At 37.4% G+C, this 16,192-nt stretch carries 14 protein-coding genes; 5 read left to right on the top strand and 9 right to left on the bottom strand.

Annotated features, from left to right (window positions below):
- Positions 1–101 precede the first annotated feature (101 nt).
- The gene (locus RNZ47_RS14020) at positions 102–2,255 is read right to left on the bottom strand and encodes a TonB-dependent receptor (protein WP_311941469.1); all 2,154 of its coding nucleotides are present in this window, start codon (positions 2,253–2,255) and stop codon (positions 102–104) included.
- A 132-nt stretch (positions 2,256–2,387) separates the two neighbouring features.
- On the opposite strand from RNZ47_RS14020, the gene RNZ47_RS14015 reads away from it, so the two are divergent.
- From RNZ47_RS14015 to RNZ47_RS14005, 3 genes are all read left to right on the top strand, one after another.
- Positions 2,388–3,086: a lysoplasmalogenase gene (locus RNZ47_RS14015; protein WP_311941465.1), complete on the top strand. Its 699-nt coding sequence runs from the start codon at positions 2,388–2,390 to the stop codon at positions 3,084–3,086.
- Between the two features lie 363 nt (positions 3,087–3,449).
- Positions 3,450–3,944, top strand: coding sequence for an RNA polymerase sigma factor (locus RNZ47_RS14010; RefSeq protein ID WP_311941461.1), 495 nt, complete (start codon positions 3,450–3,452; stop codon positions 3,942–3,944).
- 4 nt (positions 3,945–3,948) lie between these two features.
- Complete coding sequence (locus RNZ47_RS14005) at positions 3,949–4,590, top strand: DUF8845 family protein (RefSeq protein WP_311941458.1); 642 nt, start codon at positions 3,949–3,951, stop codon at positions 4,588–4,590.
- Positions 4,591–4,732: 142 nt separating this feature from the next.
- On the opposite strand, the gene RNZ47_RS14000 is transcribed toward RNZ47_RS14005, so the two are convergent.
- The 7 genes from RNZ47_RS14000 to RNZ47_RS13970 form a co-directional block, all read right to left on the bottom strand.
- Positions 4,733–5,323 carry a pseudouridine synthase gene (locus tag RNZ47_RS14000; protein ID WP_311941923.1) on the bottom strand — a complete coding sequence of 197 codons (591 nt, stop codon included), beginning with the start codon at positions 5,321–5,323 and terminating at the stop codon, positions 4,733–4,735.
- Positions 5,324–5,511: 188 nt separating this feature from the next.
- Positions 5,512–7,803, bottom strand: coding sequence for a type IA DNA topoisomerase (locus tag RNZ47_RS13995; RefSeq protein WP_311941456.1), 2,292 nt, complete (start codon positions 7,801–7,803; stop codon positions 5,512–5,514).
- A gap of 181 nt (positions 7,804–7,984) precedes the next feature.
- On the bottom strand, positions 7,985–8,572 hold the full coding sequence (locus tag RNZ47_RS13990; protein WP_311941453.1) for a hypothetical protein: 588 nt from the start codon (positions 8,570–8,572) through the stop codon (positions 7,985–7,987).
- A 300-nt stretch (positions 8,573–8,872) separates the two neighbouring features.
- Positions 8,873–9,511 (bottom strand): hypothetical protein, encoded by a 639-nt coding sequence (locus RNZ47_RS13985; protein WP_311941449.1) that lies wholly within the window; start codon positions 9,509–9,511, stop codon positions 8,873–8,875.
- Positions 9,512–9,520: 9 nt separating this feature from the next.
- Positions 9,521–10,390 carry a beta-keto acid cleavage family enzyme gene (locus RNZ47_RS13980; RefSeq protein WP_311941445.1) on the bottom strand — a complete coding sequence of 290 codons (870 nt, stop codon included), beginning with the start codon at positions 10,388–10,390 and terminating at the stop codon, positions 9,521–9,523.
- Positions 10,391–10,502: 112 nt separating this feature from the next.
- The gene (locus RNZ47_RS13975; protein ID WP_311941442.1) at positions 10,503–11,306 is read right to left on the bottom strand and encodes a lysophospholipid acyltransferase family protein; all 804 of its coding nucleotides are present in this window, start codon (positions 11,304–11,306) and stop codon (positions 10,503–10,505) included.
- A 60-nt stretch (positions 11,307–11,366) separates the two neighbouring features.
- Positions 11,367–12,008: an NUDIX hydrolase gene (locus RNZ47_RS13970; RefSeq protein WP_311941438.1), complete on the bottom strand. Its 642-nt coding sequence runs from the start codon at positions 12,006–12,008 to the stop codon at positions 11,367–11,369.
- Between the two features lie 5 nt (positions 12,009–12,013).
- On the opposite strand from RNZ47_RS13970, the gene RNZ47_RS13965 reads away from it, so the two are divergent.
- Positions 12,014–12,721 (top strand): peptidylprolyl isomerase, encoded by a 708-nt coding sequence (locus tag RNZ47_RS13965; protein ID WP_311941432.1) that lies wholly within the window; start codon positions 12,014–12,016, stop codon positions 12,719–12,721.
- Positions 12,722–12,905: 184 nt separating this feature from the next.
- Positions 12,906–15,059, top strand: a complete 2,154-nt coding sequence (locus tag RNZ47_RS13960) for a M3 family metallopeptidase (RefSeq protein WP_311941428.1) — start codon at positions 12,906–12,908, stop codon at positions 15,057–15,059.
- A gap of 295 nt (positions 15,060–15,354) precedes the next feature.
- Here RNZ47_RS13960 and RNZ47_RS13955 read toward each other — a convergent pair whose 3' ends face one another.
- Complete coding sequence (locus RNZ47_RS13955) at positions 15,355–15,957, bottom strand: trimeric intracellular cation channel family protein (protein WP_311941425.1); 603 nt, start codon at positions 15,955–15,957, stop codon at positions 15,355–15,357.
- Positions 15,958–16,192: the final 235 nt, after the last annotated feature.

Here is a 16,192-nt window from a genome sequence, read left to right as displayed (position 1 = left end):
TAAAGATTAGTGATTATTTGCTTGCATCCGATTTTCCTTCAGAAAATCCTTTAACTCAAACTACGCAGTATTCTAATATGAGACTGGTAAACAAATCTCCTCTACAAATTATCCAACTGGTTACTCTTTTTATCCTCGCTAATGGTCCAAAAGAAACCAACAAAAAAGAATTGGTCGGCCGCAGGTTGCAACGCACGTCTTTCAAAATGGCCATTCGCATTTGGTGTATTTGCATATTGGTAGCCATTAATATTTTTAAATCCCAACACATTATTTACCGAGGCGTACAAGATTTTTTGCGGACTTATTAAATAGGCCCAATTAATGCTTAAACTGTTATAAGCTTTGGTTTTGTTGTTTAAAAACCCAGGCTGGTTTAGGTTGGTGTAGGTTCTGCCCGAAGCAAACCCGTAACTAAAACCAACTTGACTGCGCCAATCGTTAATCCAATATTTACCAACTACCGAAAGATTATGTGTATTTGCAAAATTTGGCTGTGCTTTTTCGGCATAATTCCTGTAATCACGCTTGGTATCCAAAAACGAATAGCTTAACCAATAATCAAAATTTTTAATGCTTTTACTGTCTCTCCAAAAGAAATCGATGCCTTTTGCAAAACCGCTGCCATTGCTATTATAATTGCTGTTGAAATCTGGAAACTCGTCATTAAACTTCACCAAATCATCATATCTTTTATAATACGCTTCGGCCCGAAACAATTGCCTATCGGCATTGTACTGATAGTTAAAAATATAATGCGATGTCTTTTGGGGTTTTAAATTTTGATTGAACTTTAAAATATAACTCGACGGATTTTGGTAAAAATTACCATAAGCCAAAGACAACTGGCTTTTCCCTGAGGTTTTATAGGCCAACGACAGCCTAGGAGCCACAGTAAAATCTTTGAAAATTTCGGTGTATTCTGCACGTAAACCCGTTTTAAACGCTAATTTTTTCGATATAAAAATATCGGCTTCGGCAAAGGCTGCCGCAATGTTATCGTTATAACCGTAGCTTACCCGACTAACCGTATCATCGGCATAGGTTTCATCAAAATCCGTTGCAAAATACTCTGCGCCAAAATACAGTTTGAAACGGTTGCTTATTCGGTTTTTAAATTTCAGTTTGATGTGTATCGCGTTTTCAAAATCCTCAATATCACGATCCATAATATCGATATTGTTGTTCCCGTGGGTATAACTTACCCCTCCGAATAACGACCAATTAGCGTTTAATGCCCCTTGATACGAGCCATTAACATATAGGTTTTTGTTTTTCAATTTAAAATCCAATCCTTCACTGTAATTGATATCTTCTTGGGTGAGTTCAAAATTTGTGGTATCAAAAGCCCCGTACAATTTAATTAAACCCGCATCTGTTTTTTTACGGAATACCGCTTCGCCCGAAAGGGTTTCAAAAGGTTTTTTCCAATCGTTTCTATCTGGAAACAAAGCGATATAAGGCGCTAAATTGATGTAGGACGCATTAACGCTAATTGAACTTTTATTCCATTTTTGGGTGTTGCCCAATGTTGCGCCAACACTCATTATGCCAATATCCGTTTTTTCTTGGTCGGGTTCGTCAATGGTATTTAATAGCAATACACTGGATAAGGATTGCCCAAATTCCGCTGAATAGCCACCCGTTGAAAAGGTGATGCCATCAAACAAAAAAGGCGAATACCGCCCGCGCGTTGGTGTGTTATTGGTAGTTGGCGAATACGGCGTAAACACACGGATACCGTCAATAAAAATCTGGGTTTCCTCGGCTTCACCACCACGCACAAACAACCGGCCGTCTTCGGCAACCGTTGTGGTTCCAGGTAAGGTTTGCAAGGCGCCAACAAAATCACCAATCGCACTGGCAGTGGTTACTACATCCAAAGGTTTTAGCACGTTAACCTTACTGTTATCGCCCGCCGCAAAGGTCCCGGCAGATAGCACAACGGCATCTAAAGTGTTTACATCTTCGCGAAGTTTAATGCTTAAATCTTTCATGTATGATACGTCGCCAACCATAGTAAAGGTTTCAAAAGACAAAAAAGATACGATTAGGGTTTGCGTACCGGTTTCTTCGGTTTTAAAGGAAAACAGACCGTTTTCATCGGTGGTACTGCCATCGTAAGTAGCATCCAAATAAACGTTTGCCCCAACAATGGGCAGCCCCTTGGTATCGGTAACTTTTCCGTTGATAATGGTTTGTGCCGTAATTTGAGTTGTAATAAATACACTTAAAATCAATAATAGCTTTTTCATTTTTTAGGTTGATTAGTGGTTTGTTCGTTTTTGTTGATGTGGTACTGAAATAAATTCAACACGAGCAAATTTGAAACATAACCACGCTTGAAAAAACTAATACTAACCGAACTGTAAAATTTTAATGATGAATTGAATATATTTGAAAAAATAGATATGGACATGCTAACCAAAACCGAAAAATCATTTTCATTAGTTTTCTCAATTGTTGTTATTGCAGAATTGATTGCCGGCTCCGTTGAAAGTTTAACCACGTACCATTACTTTACCAAGCCTTTAATTTTAATTTCGCTCATTTTCTTCTTTTGGAAACACGCCCAACATCTTGATGTCAAAACAAAATGGCTTACGCTTTTAGCCTTGGTGTTTTCGCTAATGGGCGATGTGCTTTTAATGTTTGTAAATGCATCTGTCAATTATTTTATAAGTGGTTTGCTTGCTTTTTTATTGGCGCATGTTATGTATGTTTTGGTTTTTTTAAGGAAAAGAAAAAAATCAAAAAAGGTGTTCCCTTTTACTGTAATATTACTGCTTTATGCGGCTACCGTATTTTACTTTTTAAAGGATGGGTTGGGCGATTTACTGTTGCCCGTAATGGTTTATATGGGTGTTATTTTATTAATGGCCATTACCGGTTTTTTACGACAGGGACGTGTTCCAAAAAACAGTTACATTTTAGTTTTTTTAGGTGCACTTTTTTTTATAACTTCGGATAGTTTATTGGCTTTAAATAAGTTTTACGAACCATTGCCTTTTTCAAATATCGGCATCATGCTTACCTATTCAATCGCTCAACTTTTTATCGTTTTTGGACTCATAAAGCAATCATAGACAAAATCTATATTACATATTCAAAATACTGAATATCAGATAAATAAAACAAAAATACAAAGCATTCATTTAACCATCAAAAACAAACTTCCAAAAAAATTGAAAATCGCAAAAAAAACGGTGGTTATCTTTCAATTTTTTAACCATCACATTTATTTCACTTTTCATTTCATTTTAAAGCTATGGCAAACACCTGCTTTTGGTGTTTCAAATTTCAGTTTATTTTCAATCAAAAGAAATTGCTAAAATCAGCATTTATCAAACAAGCCATTTCATCTTTTTTTTCTTAATTAAAAATATTGTTATAAGTTGCTGTAACATTTTAAATATTTAAGCTACTTACCTTATAACTAAACCAACGAATTGAATAAAGAACTTGAACATAGTTTTGTTGAATTGCTAGAAAAGCACCAGAATATTATTCATAAAGTATGCCGGTTGTATACGAATAATTATGATGCCCATAACGATTTATTTCAGGAGATAACCATACAACTTTGGAAAGCCTATCCAAAATTTCGAGGCGATGCAAAATTTAGTACTTGGATGTATCGCGTGGGCTTAAATACGGCTATTACGCTCTACCGAAAATCTAAACGAAGGATAAGCACGCAGGATTTTGGAGGTGTTGAATTCAAGATAAAAGCTGAAGATTATGACGACACCGAAGAACAGCAATTAAAAACACTTTACAAAGCCGTACACCAATTAAACGATATTGAAAAAGCACTTGTTTTCTTGTATTTAGAAGACAAAGATTACAGAGAAATTAGTGAAACCTTAGGTATAAGCGAAGTGAATGCACGCGTGAAAATGAACAGGATTAAAACAAAACTTAAAACCATATTAAATCCGTAACATTATGGATGAATTAGAATTATTAAAAAAAGATTGGAAAAAAAGCGACGACGCGTTTCCAAAATTAACCTATAACGAAATTTACAAGATGATATTAAAAAAATCGTCTTCCATCGTTAAGTGGATATTTATCATCAGCTTACTGGAGTTTGGGTTCTGGACCTTTATATCCTTTTTCTTAAAAGACTCCGAAAGCATGAAGCGCTTTAACCAATACGATGCCGATGCCATTTTCATCCCATTAATGGTAATTGGCTACATTATTTTAGCCTATTTTTTCTACCTCTTCTACAAAAACTACAAAACCATTTCGGCCACCGATAATGCCAAGGTTTTAATGGAAAACATCCTTAAAACCCGAAAAACGGTAAAACAATATGTTGCCTTTAATTTAATCTATCTCGTAGTATCCACCATCGTGGTTCTGTTTCTTGAGTTCGACAGAGACCAGCAAGTTATCGATCAGGTCAATAAGGCCGCAGCAAATGGCGAAGCTTTTAAATTTTATGCCGGCATAATAATAGCAACCATCTTAATATTGGTGGTCGCTATCGGGATTCTGCTTCTGTTTTACTGGTTGGTTTACGGCATTCTTTTAAAACGATTAAACCGTAATTACAAAGAGCTTAAAAAGCTGGAAGTTTAATTCGTCATTACGAAAGAGGTACGACTGTGGTAATCTTTTTAATTGAATGCTAAAGTTAATGTTTGCTTTATAAAAGAAAGGTTAACTAATAAGAAACAGATTGCCACGTCACGAAAAGCTCCTCGCAATGACCAATCGGTTTTTATAATTCAAATCCATCAACGGCAACCACATCACCCACTTGCATGCTACCAAGGGCAATACCGCCAACCCGAATACGCACCAATCGCAACGTAGGAAACCCAACGGCCGAAGTCATTTTTCTAACCTGTCTAAATTTACCCTCGTTTAAGGTAATCGATACCCACGATGTTGGTCCGTGCCTAGCGTCCCTAATTTTCTGGGAGCGTTTTGGCAATTCGGGTATTTCATTCAACTTAAACGCTTTACAAGGTTTGGTTTTATACTTTTTACCGTTAAAACCTATTTCTACACCCAACCCTAAACTCTTAACAGCCTCCGCTGAAATATCGCCATCAACCTGCGCGTAATATTCCTTTTCTACTTTTTGGCTATTTACAAAATCGCTCATTTTACCATCGGTGGTAACCAATAACAAGCCTTCCGATTTTTCATCCAATCTGCCAATGGCCATGGCGTTTTCCGGAAAATCAAAAAGGCTTCCCAAAAACTTTTTAGATTGCTGTTTGGAGTCGTGGCTTTTAAACTGACTTAAATACCCATAAGGTTTATAGATTATAAAATGACGGTGTTTTGTTTTATTTATGGCCATATTTTTTATCAGCAAAATTTCCACTTTTAGTCGCAAGCAAAACGATACGGTCTAAAAAGTCTAATACCCTGTCGTATTGAGTACTTCGACTGCGCTCAGCACAGGCTTTGTCGAAATGTTTTAACTTATAGATAATCAAGATCGATTTCGACAAGCTCCACCTGACCAATTAAATTCAAAAAAACGTTTTAAACATCTCCATTTAAAATATTATAAACCAATTCCTTGGTTGGTGTTTGCCCGTTAATTTTCGCACGTACTTCATCAAAAGTCATTTTAAAATCACATCCCAATTTATAGTCGCTGCACCCGTAAGCCGTTTTTCCTTTTATAACCGTTCCTTTTTTACACTTGGGGCAAGCCAATTCGTTTGGTTTAGCTTTAGCGGAAGTTTTTTTAGGCTCTAATTTCAATTTGAAATTTTCATCAAATCGCAACACCCCTTCAACAGTTCCGGCATGGGTTTTAAAACCTTTCAAATTAACCGTACTTCCTTTTTGAAGTAGTCTTATCAATTGTTTTTCAGATACTTTTTTCTCCGCAAAACTAAAGGGCAACACAAAATCACATCCCGCTTTATAAGCGCTGCAACCATAAGCGGTTTTCCCTTTTAAAAGCTGGCCCTTTTTACATTTGGGGCAAGCCTCGGCCGTAATTCCCGCCTGCTTTTTAACCGTTGCTTTTGCGGCTCTGTTTTTAATAACGGTAGCCTGCGAAATGTTGGCGCGATTGGTTTCACTGCGCACTTCGTACACCAAAGCATCAACCATCCGCTTCATGTTTTTTATAAAGGCTCCAGCGCTAAACTCACCTTTTTCGATATCCTTTAATTGTTTTTCCCACGAGCCCGTTAACTCAGCCGATTTTAATAGTTCATTTTGAATCGTATCGATCAACTGAATACCTGTAACCGTTGGCAATACCTGTTTTTTATTGCGTTTTATGTATTTTCTTTTAAAAAGGGTTTCAATAATATTGGCTCGCGTTGATGGTCGTCCAATACCATTTTCTTTCATTAAATCACGCAATTCCTCATCGTCCACCTGTTTACCGGCAGTTTCCATGGCACGCAATAACGAGGCTTCGGTAAACTGCTTTGGCGGTTTGGTTTCCTTTTCTAAAAACGAGGGTTCGTGCGGGCCTTTTTCGCCTTTTTCGAAAGTGGGCAAAATTCCCGATTCTTTTTCTTTTGCATTTGGGTTTTCGAATACGATGCGCCAGCCTTTTTCCAAAATTTCCTTTCCGGTGGTTTTAAAAACAACCTTTGCCGCACTACCCAAAACGGTGGTATTGGATACGGTACAATCATCATAAAATACCGCTATAAAGCGCTTTACAATAATATCGTAAACCTGTTGCTGATTGTATTGTAAATTGATTTGAATCCCCGTTGGAATGATAGCGTGGTGATCGGTGACTTTTTTATCGTTAAAAACGCGACTTGTTTTTTTTATTTTCTTTCCTAAAAGCGGCTGCGTTAGTTTTGAATAATTGGTTAGCTTTTGAAGAATTCCCGCAACCTTTGGATACACGTCGTTTGGTAAAAAGGTGGTATCCACTCTCGGGTAAGTCACTACTTTTTGTTCGTACAGTTTTTGGACAATCTTTAAGGTTTCATCTGCCGAAAAACCAAACTTGGTATTGCAATACACTTGCAGCCCTGTTAAATCGAACAGTTTTGGGGCGTATTCCTTTCCTTTCTTTTTGGTAATGGATTTAATTTCAAAATCGCTTTCCTTTACTTTATTAGCTAGAGTTTCGCCGTCTTCTTTTTTAAGGAAACGCCCGTCTTCGTAACTAAAAAGTGTGTCGCGATACAGGGTTTGCAATTCCCAATACGGTTGTGGTTTAAAATTTTCAATCTCCTTAAACCGATTTACAACCATGGCCAAGGTTGGTGTTTGCACACGACCAACGGACAATACCTGTTTGTAACCACCGTGTTTTACGGTGTACAATCGGGTGGCGTTCATGCCCAACAACCAATCGCCAATGGCCCTGGAAAATCCGGCGTAATACAAATTATCGTAATCGGTTGCTGGTTTTAAGTTTTCAAAACCTTCTTTTATGGCTTCGGTGGTTAACGACGAAATCCAAAGGCGCAACACGTCGCCTTTGTAATTGGCTTCATTCATTACCCAACGCTGAATAAGCTCTCCTTCTTGCCCTGCATCGCCGCAGTTTATAACCACTTCGGCTTTATCAAATAAACTTTTTACAATTTTGAATTGCTTTTGAATGCCCGAATTTGCAACGACTTTGGTTTCAAATTTTTCGGGCAACATGGGCAGATTGTTTAAATCCCAGCTTTTCCAATAGGGTTTGTAATCGTTGGGTTCTTTAAGCGTGCACAAATGCCCAAAGGTGTAAGTAACCGCATAGCCATTGCCTTCGTAATAGCCATCACGCTTGGTATTTGCACCTAAAACAGACGCAATTTCGCGGGCAACACTTGGTTTTTCGGCTATACAGACTTTCATTTAAACTTCTTTAAAAGAGGCATGCAAAATAGAAATTTTAAATAGTTAATTGAAAGGGATTTGTTAGGAGTTATTAACTATGATTTAGCAAATATAAACCGAATAGAAAATCCGCGAAGGTTTTTGTAAACAGACTGGTAGTAGCAATAAATTATATACGTCTTCCACAGTATTTATCCTGTTAAAAAAAAACACTTTCGTGATAATATTTGTCCCTTAATTTCATAAATGAGTCTCTAGAATTTAATTCACTAGTAATATCTTTCCAATCCACTACATTTTCAATTTCTTTTTCTTTCTCTAGTTTATAGAAATATAGGTTCACAATTAAAAGGGCTCCAAGTGCATTAAATGCGTTTTTCAAATTAGCCTTCTGAAAATGGCTTGTTCTCTGATGTTTTATTTTATTATTTGCTTTCCACCAAATTGGATTTTCATCTTTTTCATTCCAATTTAACCATGGGGTACTACTCATTCCAAACCTTGGAATAAAAACTTCTTCATTTATTAAACCACTCAATTTTTTCTTTATTGTTGTTCTATATTGATTGATGTTATCAGCACTAGTATTTCCAAGTAAAGTGCAAATACTTTTCATAATTACATCAACCTCTTGAGTAGAAGACATTATTATTCTGGCTAATTCTATTGAAAAAGTATTGTTGTTTTCTTCTGAAAACTCAATGTATCTAGCAAGAAGCTCAAAATCCTTTTCTAATGCTAGGAAATAATTCCAGTGTGTTCTAGTATTTTTGTAATGTATTCCCATTTATTAGTTTGTTTTCAATATTGTATACAACGATTTTCAAAATATGAATCCGTTTTAATAATTTATATTCAACGTTAAACGAATGTATCATTTTTTTCGTACAAATTCAAATAATAATTTGAAGACACTATACATTTATTTAATAAACCAAAAACATGATGTATCCGCGTTAGGGATTGTAATGGAAATCCTTTTTTGAGGCACGAAAAAAAGATTGTATTGGAAAGCCCGACCCCGCTTCGGGAGCCACAGCGACCAAACGGGGTAACGCCTAAATTATATTACATTTTCCGCTTACGTTTAATATGTTTTTAAAGTGAAGTTCCACTGGAATTTTTTAAACAAAACGACACTTAAATACAGAAAGTGGTTTTTGGAATTTAGTTTGTTTTTAAATTTTATAGAAGACTTATTGAAATACTGCGTTATGCTATATTTTGTAGTTACGCCACGCTCTTCCAATAGCCTATAGGTTTGGTAACGCAGATATGGTGCTAGGTTTTTTCCGCGGTACGCATTGAAAGTCCACATGTTTAAAAGATAGGCTTCGTGAGGTTTTAATTTAAAAACCCGCCCTTTAAATTCAAAATCCTTTAAATCGATAAAGGTGTAACATGCAATTTCGCCATGGTGTTCGAGCCCGACACAGAGTTGCCCTTTTTCCAATCCTTGTAGTATGTCTTTGTAATAGGTGCCGTAATGACGTGTAATGGATTTAATTTGGTCGTGGGTGAGGTATTTTAAAGTGTATTGTGAAGCATCGTCTTTTATTTTTGGAACTTCACACTTTTTGTATTCTTCTTCAACCCAGTAATACGGATTGATATCGATGCCAATGTTGGCCAATCTGTTTCTCAATCCGAAAAGAAACAGACCATTTTTAACGACGTTGTAATATTTTTTTAAAGTGGGTGTGTTTTGACTTTCCTTTGTTTTCATAAAGACTCTTTATTTAAAACTTCGCCCATATTTACCGAAACCGGACTCCAAATGCATTTTAACCCGAAAATCTTTAGAAGACATCACACTACGCCCATTTGCATTGGCTATTAAATGGACGCGATTTAACAAATCGGCATTGGTTGCCAATTTGGTTCTGGCGGCATCATACCAAATATTATCCTCGATGCCCACGCGAACGCCACCGCCAACGGCAATGGAGAGCGAATTCATTTTAAGTTGGGCATTCCCTATTCCCGCCAAACTCCAAAGTGAATCTTTAGGAAGATCGTTAACCATAACTCCAGAGTGTAACAGGTTTGCCTGGGAACAGGCAATGTTGCCAAACAGTAAATTAAAGTAATAGGGCGCTTGAATGATTTGTTTGCGCTCTAAATATTTGGCGTAGTTAATCATGCCAATATCAAACGCCTCAAGCTCAGGAACTATGCCTTTTTCTTTCATTATAGTTGCTAAACTTACAACGGTGTCTGGGGCATTTACACTGGCCGTTTTATTGAAATTTAACGAACTTAAAGTTAAGCTGCCCATATCTGGTTTTAAATGCCCTTCAAGCATTAATGGTTCGCAGCGTTTATCTATCTCGCTAAAATCCCTACCGCTTAATGATAAACAAATAACCAATTCCGGTGCATACTTGCGAATGCCCTCGACTATTTTGGCATACACCTCTTTTTTATACGTGGGCGCTCCGGTATAGGCATCGCGTGCGTGTAAATGCGCCATAGTAATGCCAATTTCTGAGGCTTGATGTACGTCTTCAACAATTTCTGCAACACTTAATGGTACGTGGGGTGTCATGTCCTTGGTAGGAATCATGCCCGTTGGAGTAAAATTTATAATTAAATCATGGGTCATAAACTATTGTTTTCCTAAAAATCCTGTAGAAGATATTTACAAGTCTGCTTTAAAAAAATAAAACTAGATTAAAAACAATATGTTTAGACTATTGGAAGAATTTAAAATTATATTAGGTTTTCCACTTGCGCTTTTTGTTCAACTCTTCTTGAACTTCTAATTCCTTTTGTGGAATGACTTTTAAAAACGATGGATGCTGCTCTATGGCATATTCAATCTTCTTTACAATATCCTCGGTCGTTTCGTTATCGTAATCAATATCCAACGGTTCTTTTATCTCAAAGGTTTGAAGGATGTTTTTCTTTTTTATGCGCAGTCCTTTTTTGTCAAAAGAGCGTCTAAACCCGTCAATAACAATAGGAACAACAACCGGTTTGTAGCGTTTAATGATGTGCGCCGTACCTTTACGAATGGGTTTAAACGGCGTGGTTGTGCCCTGCGGAAATGTAATAACCCAACCATCGTCGAGCGCTTTACCAATATTGGAAATATCACTCATTTTCACCTGTCTATTCACTTCTTTTCCTTCCGCTCTCCAAGTGCGCTCAATACTAATGGAACCAACGTAGGCCAATATTTTGGGCAACAAACCCGCTTTCATGGTTTCCTTGGCTGCCACATAATAGATGTTTAGCTTAGGGTTCCAAAGATAGCCTACATTTTTTATGGAGTCTACCCTACCGCTTAAACTGGCATTAAACACATGGAACATGGCCACCACATCGGCAAAATAGGTTTGGTGGTTTGAAATGAACAGGACGTTGGTATCGGGTAAGGTTTTGATAATTTCGGAGCCATCTATTTGCAATTCGTTAAACCCACGAAAGCGTCTGTGGGTAAGAGCTCCAAGAATTCTGATGAGCCATTTTTTTACAAAAAGTATATGTCCGAACGGATTTCGTTTAAATAATCCCATAAATCGCGCGTCAAAAAAAATTGGTTAGTTAAAGTACGCAAATGTACTAAATCTTGCAAACTAGAGCATTTGTTTTAACAGGTCTTTAATTTCACTAAGCATCATGGCCGTTGCGCCCCATACCACATAATTGTTTAATTTAAAGGCAGGCACCTCAACTTCAGCACTATACGATGCTGAAACAGTTTTGGTTACAACTTGCTTGTCATCTAAAAAATGTTGCAACTCAACTTCTATAATCGCTTCAACCTCATCATCTTGTTTAATAAAATTTGGTGTGTTTCTAGAAATCCCTATAAACGGGTACACATAAAAATTACTGGGCGGAATATAAACCTGCGTTAAACTTTTTACAACCTTAATATCCCTCATGGGCACGCCAATTTCCTCAAAGGTTTCCCTAACGGCCGCATCTTTTAACGATTTATCCTCGTCTTCCAATTTGCCTCCCGGAAAGCCCACTTGTGCCGAATGTACGCCGCTATACGTCTTTCTTAAAATTAAAACCAATGTCGTTTCTTTATTTTCGTTTGGAAAAAACAAAGCCATTACACCTGCTTTTTTGGCGCTTTTAATGGCTTTTTCCTGTTGCCTTAATAATTCCTGCCGAAACCCCGGCACCATTTTAAGTTGAGAAGCTTCGGCTGGAAGCGGTATATTTTCTATTTTTGATATTGATTTTAAAAAATCATCAAAATTCATTTTAAATGCGCTTTAAATTACTCTTTTTACTTTTTTTATTTTTTTTGAATTGTGAAGATAAACAATCTAAACAGAAAACCATTTCAAAACAACCCACAACAATTACGCCTAAAAAGGAAAGCAAACCTACGGTTACCACTTTAGAAGACAAACGAAAGTACCCTAAACTCGATGATAAAAACGCCATGTTTTTTTTCCAGGAATACGACAAAAACCACAAAGAAAACAAAGTGCGCATTACCACCGATTTTGGAACTATTGATATTTTATTGTTTGAAGAGACAAAATACCACCGCTCGAACTTTATTTTTTTAACAAAGCAAAAGTATTTTAACGGCACGCAATTTTATCGGGTTATCGATAATTTTATAGTGCAAGCCGGAAATAGTGATGATAAAAAAACAGCAAGAAAACGTTTTAAAATTGGCAAATACCTATTGCCAACCGATACCAAACGCGGATTTAAACACGACCGTGGTGTTATTTCGATGCCCAGTAGCGAAATTGATAACCCGCATAAATTAGCATCGCCCTTTGAGTTTTTTATTGTGAGCCAAAAAGGAGGCGCCCACTTTTTAAATGGCGATTACACGGTTTTTGGAAGGGTGACAAAAGGAATGGATGTGGTTGATAAAATTGCCGCTGTTGAGACCGATGAAGCCGATTGGCCTTTAAAAAACATCTATATCCGGAAGGTTGAAATTATTGACTAATTGGAAACAAAAACCTCATAGCGACTATCACATATTTTAAAAGCGCTTTATAACAGATTTTGATTCCTTCTTTTGAAAAACGAAGCCTTCAAACCTATTTTTTACCCCATTTCTTTTAACTTAATATTATAAAAAAGCTCCGGCTAATTTGATATCTTTCAGAACCTAAAAAACTAGAACTAAAATGAATACAAAAACACTGATTAAACCATTAATTTTTTGTGCTTTATTTGCAGCTGTCGGTTGTAAAGACGACACCCAAAAAGACACAAAAAGAGACATTGCCACCATGAGTGATAACACATTACTTCAAGAATGGACAGGACCTTACCACGGTGTTCCTGCCTTTGACAAAATGAAGGTTGAAGACATTAAAGAAGCTGTTGAAATTGGCATGGATTTGAGCTTAAAGGATATTGATGCTATTGCAAACCATACCGAAGCACCAACTTTTGAAAACACGATTGTTGCCATGGAACGCTCTGGCGAGGAACTGGACCGCGTTTTTACATATTACGGCATTTTGAGCAGTAATATGAGTTCTCCCGAATTTAGAGAGGTGCAAGGCGAGTTGGCACCAAAACTATCTGAATACCGATCAAAAATTTCCCAAAACGAAAAATTATTCAATCGCGTAAAAACGGTTTACGAAGCGTCGCAAAACACACCTTTGGAGGCAGACCAGCAACGTGTGGTAGATTTGGTTTATAAACGTTTTGAAATGAATGGCGCCAATCTTGATGCCGAAAAAAAGAAACGCTACGCCGAAATAAACAAAGAGCTATCGAGCCTTTACAACGATTTTTCCAACAACGTGCTTCACGATGAGGAAAATTATGTTACTTATTTAAACAAAGACCAATTGGGTGGTTTGAGCGATGGGTATATAAAATCTGCCGCCAAAATCGCAACCGATAAAGGACAAGATGGCAAATATGCCATTACCAATACACGCTCTTCGATGGATCCGTTTTTAACGTATTCCACCGAGCGTGAGTTACGTAAAAAGATATGGACCAACTACTATTCGCGTGGTGACAATAACGACGAATACGATAATAAAAACATTATTGCCGAAATTTTAAAGCTACGCAAAGAACGTGTTGGATTATTGGGTTACGATAATTATGCCGATTGGAGGTTACAAGATCGTATGGCCAAAAACCCGGAAAACGCCATGGCGTTAATGGATGCCGTTTGGCCCGCTGCTATTGGACGCGTTAAAGAAGAAGTTGCCGATATGCAAGCCGTTGCCAATAGCGACAACATTACAATTGAGCCTTGGGATTACCGATATTATGCTGAAAAAGTACGTAAAAAGAAATACGATTTAGATAGTGATGAAGTTAAGCAGTACCTGCAATTGGACAAATTAACCGAAGCCTTATTTTACACTGCCGGACGTTTGTTTAATTATAAATTTACACCGGTAAAGGAAGGTAGCGTACCCGTATTCCATCCCGATGTTAATGTTTGGGAAGTTACCGATAAAGACTCTGGGGAACACATTGGTCTGTGGTATTTAGATCCGTTTGCCCGCCAAGGAAAACGTTCTGGTGCATGGGCAACAACCTATAGAAGCCACACTACCTTTGATGGCAAAAAAAATGTACTGGCTTCAAACAATTCCAATTTTGTAAAGGCGGCTCCGGGTGAAGCGGTTTTAATATCTTGGGATGATGCCACGACATTCTTCCATGAATTCGGACATGCATTGCACTTCTTTTCATCCAACGTAAAATACCCCACTTTAAATGGCGGCGTTAGGGATTATACCGAGTTTCAAAGTCAGTTATTGGAGCGTTGGTTATCTACCGACGAAGTAATTAACCAATTTTTGGTACATTATAAAACTGGTGAGCCGATTCCGGAAGATTTAGTTGAAAAAATTAAAAAGGCATCTACCTTTAATCAAGGATTTGCAACTACCGAGTATTTAGCATCTGCCATTATGGATATGAAATTGCACTTGGCAGACCCCACAAATATTGATATTGCAAAATTTGAGCGTGAGACTTTAGCCGAATTGAACATGCCTAAAGAATTACCAATGCGCCACAGAACACCGCATTTTGGACACGTATTTTCCGGCGAAGGCTATGCCACTGCCTATTACGGTTACATGTGGGCCGATGTTTTAACCAGTGATGCATCGGAAGCTTTTAAAGAAGCTCCGGGTGGTTTTTACGATAAAGAGGTTGCGGACAAATTGGTAAAGTATCTGTTTGCGCCAAGAAACTCGATGGATCCTGCTGAAGCTTTTAGAAAATTCAGGGGACGTGATGCCAAAATTGAAGCGCTATTGAGAGATAGAGGTTTTCCTGTACCTAATAATTAGAAATAGAAAACCTTAATATTTTGAGCAAAAGCCATACATCATAGTATGGCTTTTGCTTTGCAGTACGTTTGCGTTAGGGATTGTAATGGAAATCCTTTTTAAAACAGTATAAGCCATACATTATGTTTTAAACTAAACGTGTACAGGTTGCCACGACGCCTGTGTTTTTGAATGTTGTTTTTAAAAAGATTGTATTGGAAAGCCCGACCGAAGCGATCCTGCAAGGTTTTGTCCGCACTGAGCTTGCCGAAGTGGAAACCTTGTAGGTATGAGCGTAGGGAACGCCCAAAATTAATTAATCTTTATAAATTGTTGGTAAAGCGATTTTGAACTTAACGGCCAATAATCTGGTAATAATCACAACGGAACCGGCAATGATAAAAACAACATTATTATCAATGGGCAATTTTCGGATTAAAAAATAAGACAACCCGCCCAATATACAGGCTGTGGCATAAATTTCCTTTCTGAAAATGACCGGTATTTCGTTACACAGAATATCGCGTATTACGCCTCCAAAGCAGGCCGAAATGGTACCCAACGCAATACAAATAATGGGGTTTAAACCTGCTGAAATCCCTTTTTCTACACCAACTACGGTGTATAAACCAATACCAATGGTATCGAATAAAAGCAGCGAGGTGCGCAGGTAGTCGATTTTACTTTTAATAAGAATGGTAACTACAGTTGTAATTAAAATAACGTAAGTATAGGTCATGTCTCGCATCCAACTTACGGGTGTGTTTCCTATAAGCAAATCGCGTAATGTACCGCCGCCAATTGCCGTTACGAAGGCAATAATTAATATACCGAATAAGTCCATTTTTTTACTAATGGCAACGAGAACGCCGGAAATGGCAAAGGCAATGGTTCCTATAATATCTAAAGTATGAAACATGGTTTTACTAAATTAATTAGGTTTATCGATTGGTTAAAATTAGATTAGTTTCTTTTAAAAAACCCCTTCGACTCGCTCAGGGCAGGCGATTCGCGCACTTTTTCAGAAAAGGAAAAAGTGGCTCTCTGAACCATACTCTTCCTTTTAAAAAGACCCTTCGACTCGCTCAGGGTAAGCGATTCGCACACTTTTTCCGAAAAGGAAAAAGTGGCTCTCTGAACCATACTCTTCCTTT

This window comes from Hwangdonia seohaensis, assembly GCF_031932625.1.
GTDB classification, from domain to species: Bacteria; Bacteroidota; Bacteroidia; order Flavobacteriales; family Flavobacteriaceae; genus Hwangdonia; species Hwangdonia seohaensis.
The sequence above is the reverse complement of the archived record's forward strand: the minus strand, read 5'-3'. Positions and strand labels throughout refer to the sequence as shown.